At 59.3% G+C, this 13809-nt stretch carries 12 protein-coding genes; 2 read left to right on the top strand and 10 right to left on the bottom strand.

Features of this window, described 5'->3' with window-relative positions:
- Positions 1–7 precede the first annotated feature (7 nt).
- Positions 8–1126, bottom strand: a complete 1119-nt coding sequence (locus HNQ65_RS16895) for an alpha/beta hydrolase family protein (RefSeq protein ID WP_184341055.1) — start codon at positions 1124–1126, stop codon at positions 8–10.
- A 67-nt stretch (positions 1127–1193) separates the two neighbouring features.
- Between HNQ65_RS16895 and HNQ65_RS16890 the strand changes: the two genes are divergently transcribed.
- On the top strand, positions 1194–1919 hold the full coding sequence (locus tag HNQ65_RS16890) for a LamG domain-containing protein (RefSeq protein ID WP_184341053.1): 726 nt from the start codon (positions 1194–1196) through the stop codon (positions 1917–1919).
- Between the two features lie 49 nt (positions 1920–1968).
- Positions 1969–2400 carry a DUF5069 domain-containing protein gene (locus HNQ65_RS16885; RefSeq protein WP_184341051.1) on the top strand — a complete coding sequence of 144 codons (432 nt, stop codon included), beginning with the start codon at positions 1969–1971 and terminating at the stop codon, positions 2398–2400.
- A gap of 4 nt (positions 2401–2404) precedes the next feature.
- On the opposite strand, the gene HNQ65_RS16880 is transcribed toward HNQ65_RS16885, so the two are convergent.
- The 9 genes from HNQ65_RS16880 to HNQ65_RS16840 all read right to left on the bottom strand — a co-directional run bounded on the left by HNQ65_RS16880 (position 2405) and on the right by HNQ65_RS16840 (position 13688).
- Positions 2405–3796, bottom strand: coding sequence for a C39 family peptidase (locus tag HNQ65_RS16880; RefSeq protein WP_184341049.1), 1392 nt, complete (start codon positions 3794–3796; stop codon positions 2405–2407).
- Positions 3797–4328: 532 nt separating this feature from the next.
- Entirely contained in the window at positions 4329–6710 is a 2382-nt protein-coding gene (locus tag HNQ65_RS16875; protein ID WP_184341047.1) for a S16 family serine protease, read from the bottom strand.
- Between the two features lie 107 nt (positions 6711–6817).
- Positions 6818–8290, bottom strand: coding sequence for an NADH-quinone oxidoreductase subunit N (locus tag HNQ65_RS16870; protein ID WP_184341045.1), 1473 nt, complete (start codon positions 8288–8290; stop codon positions 6818–6820).
- Positions 8291–8297: 7 nt separating this feature from the next.
- Positions 8298–9758, bottom strand: a complete 1461-nt coding sequence (locus HNQ65_RS16865; protein ID WP_184341043.1) for a complex I subunit 4 family protein — start codon at positions 9756–9758, stop codon at positions 8298–8300.
- Positions 9759–9770: 12 nt separating this feature from the next.
- Positions 9771–11639: an NADH-quinone oxidoreductase subunit L gene (gene nuoL, locus HNQ65_RS16860; RefSeq protein ID WP_184341041.1), complete on the bottom strand. Its 1869-nt coding sequence runs from the start codon at positions 11637–11639 to the stop codon at positions 9771–9773.
- A 9-nt stretch (positions 11640–11648) separates the two neighbouring features.
- Positions 11649–11966 carry an NADH-quinone oxidoreductase subunit NuoK gene (gene nuoK, locus HNQ65_RS16855; protein WP_184341039.1) on the bottom strand — a complete coding sequence of 106 codons (318 nt, stop codon included), beginning with the start codon at positions 11964–11966 and terminating at the stop codon, positions 11649–11651.
- A complete protein-coding gene (locus HNQ65_RS16850) occupies positions 11963–12544 on the bottom strand; it encodes an NADH-quinone oxidoreductase subunit J family protein (RefSeq protein ID WP_184341037.1) in 582 nt (193 codons plus the stop codon). The genes nuoK and HNQ65_RS16850 overlap by 4 nt, the downstream gene beginning before the upstream one ends.
- On the bottom strand, positions 12544–13089 hold the full coding sequence (locus tag HNQ65_RS16845) for a 4Fe-4S binding protein (RefSeq protein ID WP_184341035.1): 546 nt from the start codon (positions 13087–13089) through the stop codon (positions 12544–12546). The genes HNQ65_RS16850 and HNQ65_RS16845 overlap by 1 nt, the downstream gene beginning before the upstream one ends.
- Positions 13090–13265: 176 nt before the next feature.
- Positions 13266–13688 (bottom strand): hypothetical protein, encoded by a 423-nt coding sequence (locus HNQ65_RS16840; RefSeq protein ID WP_184341033.1) that lies wholly within the window; start codon positions 13686–13688, stop codon positions 13266–13268.
- Positions 13689–13809 lie beyond the last annotated feature (121 nt).

Raw genomic sequence — 13809 nt, 5'->3', positions numbered from 1 at the left:
TTGGCTCTTATTTGAGCTGCTTGAGTGGTTCCGCGTTCCTGACCCACCGATCCATCCATTTCACTGTCTCCTCCCACATCTCCGGCAGATACACGTGGCCGACTCCGGGGTAGATCTTGTTTTCAAAATACTCGGCATCGTTCATTCCCGTGAGAAGGTAGATCCGGCTCACGATCTCGCCGATGTGCCGCACGCCTTCCACGGGCGAGCCGCTGTCCTGATCGCCCGTCATGAAGAGCATGGGGCGCGGGGCACCGAGGGCGATGACGGACTCGGTGTCAAAGTGCCGGAGCATGCCGGGGACAAAGTAGTAGATGCCGTGCGCCTTGAGCATGCCGGCACGGATGAGCTCCTCGTAGCGTGTCATGCAGCCGACGCAGACGGCGGCGCGCGGACGGTCGTCCAATGCCATGATCCACCAGCTTCTGGTGGAGCCCATGCTGATGCCGGTGACGCCGATGCGTTGCGCGTCCACCTCGGGGCGGGAGCAGAGATAATCCAGCGCGGTCAGGTCATCTCGGATCATCATGCCCCAGAGCGTGCGCCCCACCCAGAGGTTGAACTTCGCGGCGGTCATCTCGCCATTGGAGCCCTTCTGCTGCGGGCCATCGGGGCCGTGGCCGTTGCGCTCGCCAAAGCATGGGGCGTCGATGCCCAGCACGACATATCCGGCCTCCGCCAGCGCGGGGCCTGCGGCCACGGGGGTGGCGTTGGTTTGCAGCAGCTCTTGCTTGCCGCTGTCATACTGGCCGCCGTGCCAGTGACAGTAGAGAATGGCCGGAGCTAGGCTCAGCGCTGTGGCCGTCTTTGGCACAAAGACGTAGCCTTTCACCACCTCGCCAGCGCCGTTGTCGAACTGAATGGTCTCCAGCGTGTAGGCTCCTTTGTCCTCACGGCTGGTCACCTGTACAGCAGATACGGGCGGGCGTGGCGGCAGATCGCCAAGCAGCTCGTTCAACGTGGCGCGAATCTGCGTGCGCTGCTTATGCCAGGCAGTCAGGGAGGCAGGCACCTGAAGCGGCGGGGCGATCTTAGTCTTGGCCAGCCAGGCATCGGCGGCGGGGTTGGGTTCAGCGGCTTGCATGAGCGTGTGCAGGAGAATGAGGCAGACGGCGGCGGTACGCATGCGCCGGTTCTATCAGGCCGGGAATTTTCACGCAACATGGATGCTGCGGTTTCGTTTTCACCGCTCCATGAAACACACCTCCCTGCTCGCTCTGGTCCTCGCCCTGGCCGCCTCCGGCATTCGTGCCGAGGACAAGCCGCTCCTCGCCATTCCTGGCAAGGCCATTTATGAAAACAACCTCGCCTCCGGAGCCGGTGCGCCGTGGAAGGCCGCCAAAGGCAAATGGGAGGCTGTGGACGGCGTGCTGCATGGCTCTGAGCTGGAAGCCGACAAGCACGGCGCGGTGATCCGGCTGCCCAACAAGCTGAAGGACTTCGTCATCGAGTATGAGTTCAAGTTCTCCGGCGCCAAGACCACCAGCCTTTCCATCAATGCCATCAAGGACCACATGGCGCGCATCATGATCACCCCCAAATCCGTGACCGTACAGCGCGACGACAACGACCACGAAGGCCCGGACAAGGCGGTGGTCTTTGCCCGCTTCCCAGCTGAGCTGGGCGAAGGCTGGCACAAGGTGCGCCTGGAAATGGTGGGAGACAAAATGCTGGGCAAGGTGGACGATCTGGTAGCCTGGGGTGCCAATGACCTCTTCCTCACGGAGAAGGCCTCCCCGGGCTTCACCGTCAGCGGCCAGTCCGTGGACTTCCGCAACTTCAGCCTCAAGGAAGCCACCCTCAATCCCGGCTGGGATGCCGTGATGGCCACCCTGCCCAAGCCCGGCGAGAAAGTAGCTCCCGTGGCCAGACCCGCCGCAGCCAAAGGCGCTGCCAAAGCCAAGAAGAAGGCCGAGTAAGCCTGCCAGCCTGCATTGACTTGCCATGCGCCCATTGCTAATGAGGCGCATGGCATTTCCCATTCGTTCCCCTCGTGACATGGTCGGCGGCATCATGGTCTTTGGCCGCATCCTGGACAAGATCCGCCTCTTCGACAAAGAAGGCAGCCTGCCCGAGGGCTACCACCTGGGCTACATGCCTGGCAACCGCACCTTTGACGAGCGCGTGTGCAAATTCCTCGGAGTGGATTTTTATGAGCTGACTCAGCGCACGCTGGCCGGTGGCACCGACGAGGAGATCCTGGAATGGTGCTGCCAGAACGGCAACCGCCCCACAGCCGAGCAGATCGAAATCTGGAATGGCTTCATGATGAAGCGCGGCTGGCGCGATGCTGCCAGCGAAGGCCTCGTCAAGCAGCGCGCCGAGGCTGGCCTCGCGCATCGCGAAGACCTGATCACCTTCTTTGACATGATGGATGTCGAGGAAGGCCGCGCGCCGTGAGGCATCAGAATCCCCGTGGTGCCATGGAGTAGAGGCCCATGGTGACATCGTAGGCATCCAGCATGGCCATGCGCTTGAGCTCATGGCCTGCGCCCCAGGAGTCGGTGAAGAGCACCTGGTTCTTGGCCAGATTGTAACCGATGACCATGCGCATGTGGCCGCCGCTGACCTGCCCCCCATTAGGCAGGGGCGGATCTTCGGGCTTCTCTCCCAAAGACAGCCCCCAGAGCAGAGGCACGCCCTTTTCGACATACTCTTTGATGATGGAGACGAACTCCTTCTCGGAAACCCGCCGTTTGCGGTTGGCCGCGTAATACTGTTCGGGGTTGATCAACGGCTTGAAGGTGACGTTGAAAGCTCCGTCGATCTTGGCCAGGCTCTTTTGCATGACCATGATGCTTGCCCCGCTTTCAGCATCGATGTTCACGAGCTTGGCCATTTCATGCTGATCACAGGGAATGCGCATGTACTCGAACAGGCGCTGGCAGCTGGCTGCCACGCAGTAGCCTTTCTGGCCCTGGTCCACCATGGGCACGCCTGAGATATAGACGTCTCCTTCCGGCGTCTTTTTGATCCGCTGCAGCAGCTCCATGCGCTGGACCCCGGTGCCCATCTTGCCCATGCTCCAGTTGGCCTGGTCCGGTGCGGCGAGCTTGAGCCGCAGAAACTCCGGCTTCGTGACCCTGCCGGGCGTGTTGTACTCGTTGTGCTCCAGCAGCGCGATGCCGCCTGGGGAGGACCACATCCATCCCGTCACAGGCAGCGCCGCATTGGACGACAGCACCTGACGCTTGGGAGACACCTTCATCACCTGGCTGAGATTTTGGCCAATCGTCTTGAAGATGCGGTCAAAATCCTGCACGTCGATGTCTCCGGAATCACCGCGATTGTAGAAGGAGATGGTGGCGCGCGCCATCCTGCCGTTCACAAACTCAAGCACAGCCTCCTCCAGTTTGACCGAACCCGCGAACATCGTGAGATTGATTTCCGCATTGGTGAACATGTGGCGTGAGAAACGCGCGCGGTCCTTGGTGCTGCTGACCCACTCAAACTGTGGCGGCTTCTGCTGCGTGTCCTGGTCTGCGAGTTTCAATTCGTAGTTCTTTTCCAGATCAGCGGCGGACCATTGCCAGAGAGCGGAGAAATTTAGCAGGGCGTCGAGATTGGCAGATAAGGCAGGCTGGGCTTTCGGTTCGGCAGGCGGCTGGGGAGAAGGCGCACCATCTTGGGGGTAGACGGGGGATATGGTCAAATAGGCGAAGGGCTCGCTGACGTAAAAGCGCACCCGGTATTTCGGATTCTTCCAGTTCAGAGAAGTGACTGGCTTGATGTTCGAACGCCCCATCGTATTGGATGTTTCCTCCTTGGGTGCTGGGTCACCCGTTTTCTGGGACATCAGGATCATAAATGCGCCCATCTTCTTCCTGGTCATGTTTCCTTCAGAAACCATGATTTCGAAGTGCGGGGCCATTCCTTCACCCTTATCCATTCCTTGAATCTTATAATATGAGACATTCAAGGAAATGACATCCAAGAGACCGCTCAAGAAGGTGGTTTCAAGCAGGCTCGACCTGGCCATGTCTGCGGCTCTATAAAAGAGCCTTGTCTCTCTGTCATCCGACTGGACGATTGTATAGACGGGTTTGCTCCGATTTTTGGCAACTGCGTCCAGCTTGCTCTTCAGTTTCTCAAGAGTCATCGCCATGGGATCAGCCCAGTCGATAAGGTCATCGATCGAAGGCTTGTTGGATTTGATCTGTGCACTCAGAGGGCCAGCCAGCCCAAGCCATACAAGCAAAATCAAACGGATGCAGCGCTGGAATTTCATGCAGTGCTTTTACCTTCTCATGCCTAAACCTGTCAAGGCTGCCGGATGTGCTTTGCCGTATGCACCAGTTCAGATAACCTATGGGAGGTCACCTAATAGCCTACAGTCCCAGCTCCTCTTGAGTCTCCTCTTTGTTCATCAGCGTGTTATAAGCGGCTGCGGCCGCACGCGCCGCAGTCCTGGCTTTGTCCACAAGGTCACTGTACCTGGCGCCTGACCTCACGGGATTGAGGATGGTGCTGCGAATAACTTCCCCGTAATCGGTCACGCCGTCCACATAAGGCCACACCCGCTGGTCGAGAATGGGGCGGAGCTGCCGCAGCCTGTTGAGGCTGGTGCCCACTTCGTCTGGTTTCAGACTCGACAAGGTGGTGGCGACGTCATTTTCGATGGAGTTCACGATGGCCTGGGCGCTGCTCTGCGCCGCCTCAATGGAGCCGCCGAGAGACAGGACGCGTGCGGATCTGCCCTGTGCATGTAACAGAAGATACTTGGCCGAGTAACAGTCGGGTGCCACCAGCAAAAGCGCCTCCAACCGCGCAATTGCATGTGGTGAACGCAGCAGCGGCGTGATCTGCCCGGGATTGCGCAGCAAGACGGCGCGCATGGCTTCAAAATCTGCCAGCGCCAGCTTCAGACCGGTCGAGCGCTCAGGCGTTGCGAGCGCAACGGCATCATCAAACGTTTTGATTCCAAACACCGTGATGCCCAGCAGCGGAGCCGGCCCGTCGAGCAAGATCAGATCCGCCACCGCGCGCTCGTTTTTGGCGGGCACGGCGACGATCTTGCAGCTTCCCTTGGTGGCGCCGCGGATCTTGGCCCGCACTCCGCCGATGGGCCGAACGTTGCCCTCTGAAGTCAGATCTCCTGTGACTGCGAATTCGGGATCCCATTTCCTGCCGGTCACGGCAGACTCTAGGAGCAATGCACAGGCCACGGCAGCGGAGGGCCCGTCTTTGTCGATGTATTTATCATCAAACCCGATTTCGAGCGAGTAGCCATCAGGCCAGCTCTTGTGGCGCTGCAGAGAGAAGTTGCGGACCTGGTTAAGGGCGCGTCTCATGCTTGCGCCGACGTCCTGGTTGAAATCCAGGAAGCTTTCTTTGCCGCCCTCTTTTTTCGGCAGCACGGTCAGGGTCATTGTAGTGACCTGGCCGGATTTTTCACCCGAGGAAAGCTGGGAGATGAGCAGTCCGTTTACCTGGGTAAGGCGGAGCTTGAAGTAATCTGTGGGCTTGGATTCAAAAGAAACGACCGGGATCTTGGGTTCAGCGGCTACAGACAACGGTTTGGCGGGCTCCATCTTGGGCGCAGGAACCACGGGGGTATCGGGAATGCCGACCGGGCTGCGCAGGGCAACCGGCTGAGTTTTGCGCATGCTGAGGAAATACCTCGGCTGTGTCGGATGCGCGGAGATGCTGGCTGTAAAATCAGCCCCCCGCCATGAATACGTGCGTATCTTTGGATCCGTGGACAGGACCTGGTGACTCACCTCAAACGCCTCATCCAGCTGGGCTAGCAATCCAGAGTCCACGTCCCACTCATTCTCCTGACGTGAGAAGATGACATTGATGAGGCTGGCGCGGCTGTCTTTCCATTCGATGCGCATGGCACTGGGCGAGCGCGTGCCTTTGAGCATGGTGAAGCTCAGCTTGTAGGCCCTGATGGATTCTGGACTGAACACGTGCGATGACTCCGCAGTGCCCCCGTCCAGAAAGTAGGGCTTGCTGGCACCGACTTTTTCCAAGGTGGAGAGCTTTTTCTCAAACTCTTCGCGAGAAAAGGAGAGGGGATTTTTCCAATCCAGAAGATCGTCCAGATTGATTTTGAGTTCCGGCGTGGAAGCAGAGACTGTCTGCGACGGCACCGGCTTTTCAGGAGAAGCGGGCGGCATCGTTCCTGCGGGGGCAGCCCTGGGATTGATGGGACGCACAGACACAACGAAAATGGTGTCATTCTGCTGGCGTGTGAAGGATGCGCTGGCGCTGTAGTGCTCGCCGCTCCACAGGTAACTGCCGCCTGAGCGTGTGAAAGAGTGTGCACCCAAGGCGTCACCAATGCCAGCCAGCAACTCTGGTGAAGCCTCGGTGTCGCCAGCCTGGGCAGTGTATCTGACAGCGACATGGTCGATCTGCCCATCGGCCCACATCACACGGACGGCTTCAGGCTCAAACTCCTTGCTGCCAAAGACGAGGTATTTGAGGTTGTTGCTGTGGCGATAGCTGGCATTGAACAAGTGGGAGGGCTGCGAGAACATCTTAGACTGGTCCAATGCGTACCACTTTTTGCCTGGCGTCGGAGCGAGTTTGGCGAGCCTGGCCTCGAGCTCCTCCGAATTCAGCGTGCAGGGCTTCTTCCATTCAAACACGGCATCGAAATTGATCTCCGTTACGACAGGAGATCTCGTCTGAGCACCAACAGTGTTCACCAGGGCGAACACTCCAAGCCAGACCCCGAAAAAGCCACGCAGTGATTTCTTCATGCAGCTGGTCTAGCCGTGCGACTTACCAACTGTCAAAACTTAAATCGAGGCACAACTCTCCTTTTTCTTAGTTTATCGGGCATGACACCCAGCAAACCCGCCCGAGATCACTTCAGCACCACAGCAGTGTGGCCGGCTTTCAGCACGCCCTGCAGCGGCTTGGGATACACGCCGAGGATCACGATGACGAGAGCGAGTGCACCCGCGACAGCCTTAGTGGCTCCGGAGAGAGTGAGAGCAGGCACGTCGGTGCCTTCGGTGCTGTACATCGCAAGCACGGTCTTGAAGTAGTAGTAGAAGCCCGTGGCAGCGGCGATGACGGCGCAGCTGAGCGCGCCCCAACAGCCATGATCAGCCAGACCGAGGAAGACGAAGAGCTTGCCGAGGAAGCCAGCGGTCAGCGGCAGACCGGCCAGAGAGGCAAAGGAGAGGGTCATCAGCAGGGCCAGCAGCGGATTGCGTTTGGCAAGGCCGGTGAAGTCCTTGAGGTCTTCGCCAAGGCCGTTGGCGCGCATGATTCCAAGACCCAGGAAGCCGAGGACAGTCATGGGCAGATACGTGGCCAGGTAGAAGGCCACCACACCGCCAGAAGAAAGATCAAAGCGGGCGCTCTCGCGGCAGGCGAGGGCGAGGATGAGATAACCAGCGTGGCTGATGCTGGAGTAGGCCAGCAGGCGCTTGACGCTGGTCTGGAACATGGCGGGCAGGCTGCCGAGCAGCGCAGTGAGGGCACCCACGACAAGAAGCAGGGCCTGAATCTCACTGCCAATGATGGAGCCGGGGGCCATGAAAGCATCGAGAGCGCGGGTAAGGACCACGAAGCCTGCGGCTTTGGAACCGACGGAAAGGAAGGCGGTCACGGGGGTAGGTGCGCCCTGATAGACGTCTGGCACCCACATGTGGAAGGGAGCTGCCGCAACTTTGAAACCCAGGCCGCAGAGCAGTACAGCCGCACCAAAGAGTGCGGCGGTCTTGCCGGTGGCAGGATTGGCCAGCGCCTTGGCGATGCCGTCAAAGCTCATCGTACCGGTGGCACCGTAGATCCAGGCGATGCCATAGACGAGCACGCCGGTGGAAAGAGCACCCAGGATCAGGTATTTGACACCCGCCTCAAGGCTGAAGGCGCTTTTGCGTGCAAAGGCGACCAGCACATAGAAGGAGACGGTAACGAGCTCAAGAGAGACGAACACCGTGACCAGATCACGGGCGGAGGCCATCCACATCATGCCAGCGCAGACGAGGAGCGGCAGGCTGAACATTTCGCCCAGTTTGCCATCCAGCGTGAAACGCGTGAGGTAGGGCGCGCATTCCAGCGTGAGCCAGAGGACGAGGATGGTGATGACGAGGGCAAAGCCCTTGTAGAAAATGGCGAGGCCGTCGAGCTGGTGCCAGGGCTGGATAAAGCCGGGCAGGCTGGCGGTGTCGTGCGGTGCAAAGATGAACAACACCAGCGCGAGGACGGTGCCAGCAATGGCGGTGAGACCGAGGGTGCGGCGGGAGATGTCTGGCTTGAAGGCCTCGACCAGCAGCAGTGCGAGTCCGAGAATGGCGAGGCCGGCTTCGATGGTAAAAACGCTCATGGCAGGACTACAGCGCGGATTTCATGAGGTTGAGCAGCAGCGAGGGGCAGCAGCCGGTGATAAGCAGCGTGGTTGCAAGCAGGATGAACGGCACACGCTGGGAGAGCGCGGGGTCGATCATAAACAGGCCGGTGGCGGGGCTGCCATGGAAGATGCTGCGGTAGGCGCGCAGCATGTAAACGGCGGACATCACCACGCCCCAGAGCGCAAAAATGACGGCCCACTGCAGGGAACTCAGGGCACCGATTTTGAAGTCGGTGAAGTTGCCGAGGAAGATCATCACCTCCCCTGCGAAGTTGGTCAGGCCAGGCAGGCCGATGGAGGCAAAGGCTCCGAACGCGAACAATACGGTGAAAGCAGGCGCGTGAGTGGCAAGGCCGCCGAGCTTGTTGTACTCCAGCGTGCCGAGCTGGTTGCGCATGCGGCCGCAAAGACCGAAGAGCAGCGCGATGGAGACACCGTGCGCAAACATGAGGATGACCGCACCTTTCAGCGCCAGATCACTGCCTGAGGCGATACCGAGGAAGATGTAGCCCATGTGCATGACGCTGGAGTTTGCCAGGGTGTCATCAAGGCGGCTGGCGTGAATGGTGACGAGACCCATCACGAGGATATTGCCCAGGAGCATCCAAATCAGCGCGGTCTGCACCCACTCCACATGAGCGCCCTGTGGCAGCAGCGGCAGCGCGATGCGGATGAGGCCATAGAGGCCGAACTTCTTGAGCACACCGGAGTGCAGCATGGCCACTGGAGTAGGGGCCGTGGCGTAGGCCGGGGCAGCCCAGCTATGGAAAGGAAACAGGCTGACGAGGGAGCCAAAACCGAGCAGCAGCAGGAAGAAGATCTGCGCCTGCTTGGCATCCGGCAGCGGGGTGAGCTTGGCCTGGTTGCGCAGAGCTTCGAGGTCAAAGGTCAGTTTGGAACCGCCGCTGAATTCGAGCACCAGCCAGGCAAGGCCGGCGAGAAGAACAAGGCTGCCGGCACCGAGATAGATCGTGGCTTTCCAGGCAACCGCCTTGCGCTGGGCAGGTTCGGCACGGCCATGCAGGGCGATCATGAGGAAGGTGGGGATCAGCGCCAGCTCGTGGAAGGCGTAGATGAAGAAGACATCCGTGGTGAGGAAGGCCCCAAGTGCACCGCCGCCGATGAGCAGCGAAGAGATGTAGAAGATATTGGGGCGGTCCTCGATCTGCCAGATGGCGGCCAGCATCACCAAGGCGGTGAGCAACGCCAGAATGAGCGAAGTGCCATCTGCGCCCACTGCAAAGCTCAGCGCTGGATTCTCAAGAATCGGGTGAGAGCAAGTGAAGGCCAGACCGGTTTTGCCGCCATACTGGACCACGGCATAAAGGACGAGGATCAGATTGACGATGGTGGCACCGAGAGATGCGGCGCGCGCAGGCGCACCGAGCCAGACCGCCAATGCGGCGAGGAGCGGTAGTGCGATGATTATTTCAAGAACGCTCATTCAATTCCTCCATCAATGGCCCAGACGGGGCAGCACAAATACGACCAGATAAACCACTCCAATAACACCTCCGCCCAGCAGGAAGGTATAGGCCTGCATGTGGCCACCCTGAAGCATGCGGGTGGCGGCACCAATACGGGCGACTATGGCTGCGGGCAGACGGGCGACCAGGCCGTCCACAAACACACGCTCCAGAGCGGTGACGATCCAAGCCAGACGATCCTGGAAGATGCGGACAATGACGGCGTAGATCTCGTCAAAGTAGAACTTGTTGGCAAAGAGCTTGATGCTGAGCGGATCCTTCTCCTTGCCGCGGTAAAGGAAGATGGCACCGAGAGTGCCCACAAGGAATGCCAGCAGGGAGGCCACCAGAACCGTGGTGTGGGGGGGCTCATGCGCTGGTTTCAGAGCCTGCAGCGGCGTGGCGAAGCCATCCCAGGCGGAGAGAATGGAAAAGACCGCCAGCAGAATGAGAGGAAGCAACATGATGACAGGCACCTCGGTGGCATGGTGGGCGGAGTCCGTGCGGGGCTTGCCAAAAAAGGCGACGATGACAAGGCGCGACATGTAGAAGGAGGTGAGCAACGCCGTCAGCCAGGCGCTGTGGAACAGGATGCTGCAACCACTGTCATAGGCCGCGCCGAGAATGCCTTCCTTGCTGTAGAAACCGCTGGTGATGTATGGCAGACCCATGAGGGCTGCCGTGCCGATGGCAAATGTCCAAAAAGTGATAGGCATGTGCTTGCGCAAACCGCCCATCTTCCAGATGTCCTGCTCATGATGGCAGGCGTAGATCACCGCGCCGGAGCCCAGGAAGAGCATCGCTTTGAAAAAGGCATGCGTGTAGAGATGGAACATGGCCGGGTGGCCTGGATTCGGGCCATGCACTTCATGACCATGCTGAACATGCATGGCCACAGCACCCACGGCCATCACCATATAGCCGAGCTGGGAAAGAGTGGAGTAGGCCAGCACACGCTTGATGTCGTTCTGCTGAGTGGCCATCAGAGCCGCAAGCAATGCGGTACCGCAGCCGATGCCTGCAATAATTTCAGCGGCCAGCGGTGAAGCCTCGATGAGGAAGCTGACACGCACCAGCATGTAAACACCAGCGGCGACCATCGTGGCGGCGTGGATGAGAGCGGAAACGGGTGTGGGGCCCTCCATGGCGTCCGGCAGCCAGACGTGCAGGGGGAACTGGGCGGACTTGCCCACAGCACCAAGGAAAATGCAGAGAGCGGCAGCGGCGACGAAACCGGGTGATGCTGCAGCCAGTTCATTGCCCGGCTTGAAGGCGGATTCCAGATCTCCCAGGTTCACGCTGCCGTGGTTGGCTCCGAACAGCAACAGAATGCCGATCATGAAGCCGAAGTCGCCGATACGATTTGTAAGGAAGGCCTTCTTGCAGGCTTCAGCGGCGCTGGCTTTCTGATACCAGTGGCCGATGAGCAGGTAGGAGCTCAGGCCCACCAGCTCCCAGAAGATGAACATCATCAGGAGGTTTCCCGCCAGCACGATGCCGGTCATGGAGAACATGAAGAGGGAGAGGGAGCCGAAGAAGCGCGGGCGGGCCTCGTCATCCTTCATGTACCCCAGCGAGAAGATGTGCACCAGCATGCCGATGAAGCTGACGATGAACATCATGCCCCGGCTCTGCTTGTCGATCAGCACATCAATGTTGGCATGGATATGTCCCACATCGATGAAGGGCAGCAGCAGCTTGTTGTCGTCGTCAGCCGCCAGAAGAGCGAGGCAGGCGATGAACGAGATGATCGAAGAACCGACGGAGATGAGCACGGCCGCCCCCTTGAGCTGACGATGCCCCAAGAGGATGAGCAGCGCCGATAAGAAGGGCAGCAGTAGGATGATGCTGGCGTGCATACGGGCGCGTTATCCTTGAAGTTTGGTGACGGACTCCACATCCACGCTCTGCTTGGAGCGGAAGAGAGCCACGATGATGGCGAGACCCACGGCCACTTCAGCAGCGGCCACGGTGATGGTGAAGAAAACGAGCGACTGCGCGGTGTAGTCCGGCAGGCCGTTGACGACATGAAAGCGGGAGAAGCCCACCAGCGCCAGATTGGCCGCGCTGAGCATCATCTCCAGACACATATAAACAATGATGATGTTCCGGCGTGCAATGACGCCAGCCAGACCGAGGGCAAACAGCATGCCGCTGACGACGAGATAGTGGCCGAGTGTGATCATGGCGCGGGGCTCCTTTCGCGTTTGCTGAGGACCACCACACCGATCGTGCCGACCAGCAGCAGCAGGCCGATCACCTGCAGATGGAATCCGTATTGATCAAAAAGGGTGAAGCCGATCAACTTGGCATCAGGCAGTTCGCCAGCCTTCAGATCCTTGGTGATCGTGGGCAGCGCGGCCTTGCCGATCTTGGCGGAGGCTTCCGCCAGGGCCAGCGGGGCGGTGGCGGCGGTCTTGCCGGCCAAATCGGTGCTGCCAGCGACCATGAAGATCTGCAGGGTCAAAAACACGGCTAGCAGCACACCGGACACGATGGCGGGGAGGTTCAGTTTCTTGCCCTCCTCCGTCTTGATGTCCAGCAGCATGATAATAAAGAGGAAGAGCACCATGACCGCGCCGGCGTAGACGAGGATCTGGATGACTCCGATGAAGTAGGCATCCAGACTCAGGAAAAGAGCCGCGAGACCGACGAAACTGGCCGCCAAGGAGAGGGCGCAGGTCACTGGATTGCGCCCGGTGACGACCATGAAGCCGAAGCCCAGGGTGATCAGCGCAAAGAAATAGAACAGCAGCGGGGGCATTATTTGAGCTCGTTCCACTTGTTCACCAGCCCCACACGCTGGCCGCCGATTTCATAGAGGCGCTTTTTGTTGTGCACCATCTCCTTGCGGGAGAGACCGGTGATGGCGTAGTCCTTGCGCAGGAAAATGGCCTGCTCCGGGCAGACCTCCTCGCACATGCCGCAGTAAATGCAGCGAATCATGTCGATTTCGAACTCCTTCGGCCGCTTTTCGACCTTGGCCCACGGATCGTCGCTGGGGATCTCCCCAGGGATGATCTTGATGGCCTTGGGAGGGCAGATGAATTCGCAGAGCTGGCAGCTCACGCAGCGCTCACGGTCATGCTCGTCGGTGACGAGGGTAGGCGCGCCACGGTAGTGGTCGGGCAGATGGTCGTCCCATTTCTGCTCCGGGTATTCCATCGTTACCTTGGGCTTGCGTCCGGCAATCTGGAGGAAGGTTTTAATGCCATGTCCAACCGTGATTTTCAGCCCTTTCAGAAGCGTGGAAATGAACCAGCGTTCATGCCAGGCGAGTTTGGGACGTTGTACAATGATAGTGGCCATGAGAAGCGGAAAACCGCAGGGGGAGTCGGTTTTGATTATCCGAGTGTCCCGCAGTGCGGCAACCGCTATTTGTGAAAAATTTCACAAGGCCGGACTGGAGGCGCCAAATCGCAGTAAAAACAGACCTCAACAGGCCTGCGATGGCGGCAGAGGCGCTCCCTTGTCCCTTGCCGAGGCTATTTGGCGTCGGCTTTCTTCGGGGCCGCTTTCTTTTTAGCGGGTTTTTCAGGCTTGGTGAACCCCGCTTTCGCGTAGCCAACCATCTGCGCAAAGATGCCTTCGCCAATGCCATCCGCTGCCAGCACGCTGGTCACATCTGCGAGAGGACGGATTTTCACGATGGCCTTGGCACGTGCCTCTCCCACCCCGGGGAGAGCCAGGAGAGCGGCATCATCCCCTGTATTGAGGATGGAGAGCAGCTGGCTGCGCTGCTGGGTCGTCAGGGTGCTGGCCAGCGCCTCAGCCTTGGCGGAGGGCTTGGCGGGCTGCCCAGCAGCGGCTTTGGCCTTGCCAGCGTCCTTTTTGGGCGTCGTATCTTCGGCTGCGGTGAGCGACAGACTGAGGGTGATGAATGAGAGGAGGGTAATGAGCTTTTTCATAGGTATGCATTTGAACAACACGCTGCCAAGGTATGAAATTACCCACGGAAAAGGCGAGTAAAATCTGCTCTTCCTCATCCTTTTCCCGCAGAATATGACTTGGTTGTGAAAACAGCACTCC

The sequence above is a fragment of the Prosthecobacter vanneervenii genome (genome assembly GCF_014203095.1).
In the GTDB taxonomy this organism is placed as follows: Bacteria; Verrucomicrobiota; Verrucomicrobiia; order Verrucomicrobiales; family Verrucomicrobiaceae; genus Prosthecobacter; species Prosthecobacter vanneervenii.
Note: the sequence above shows the minus strand (reverse complement) of the source record. Positions and strands in the feature narration are given on the sequence as shown.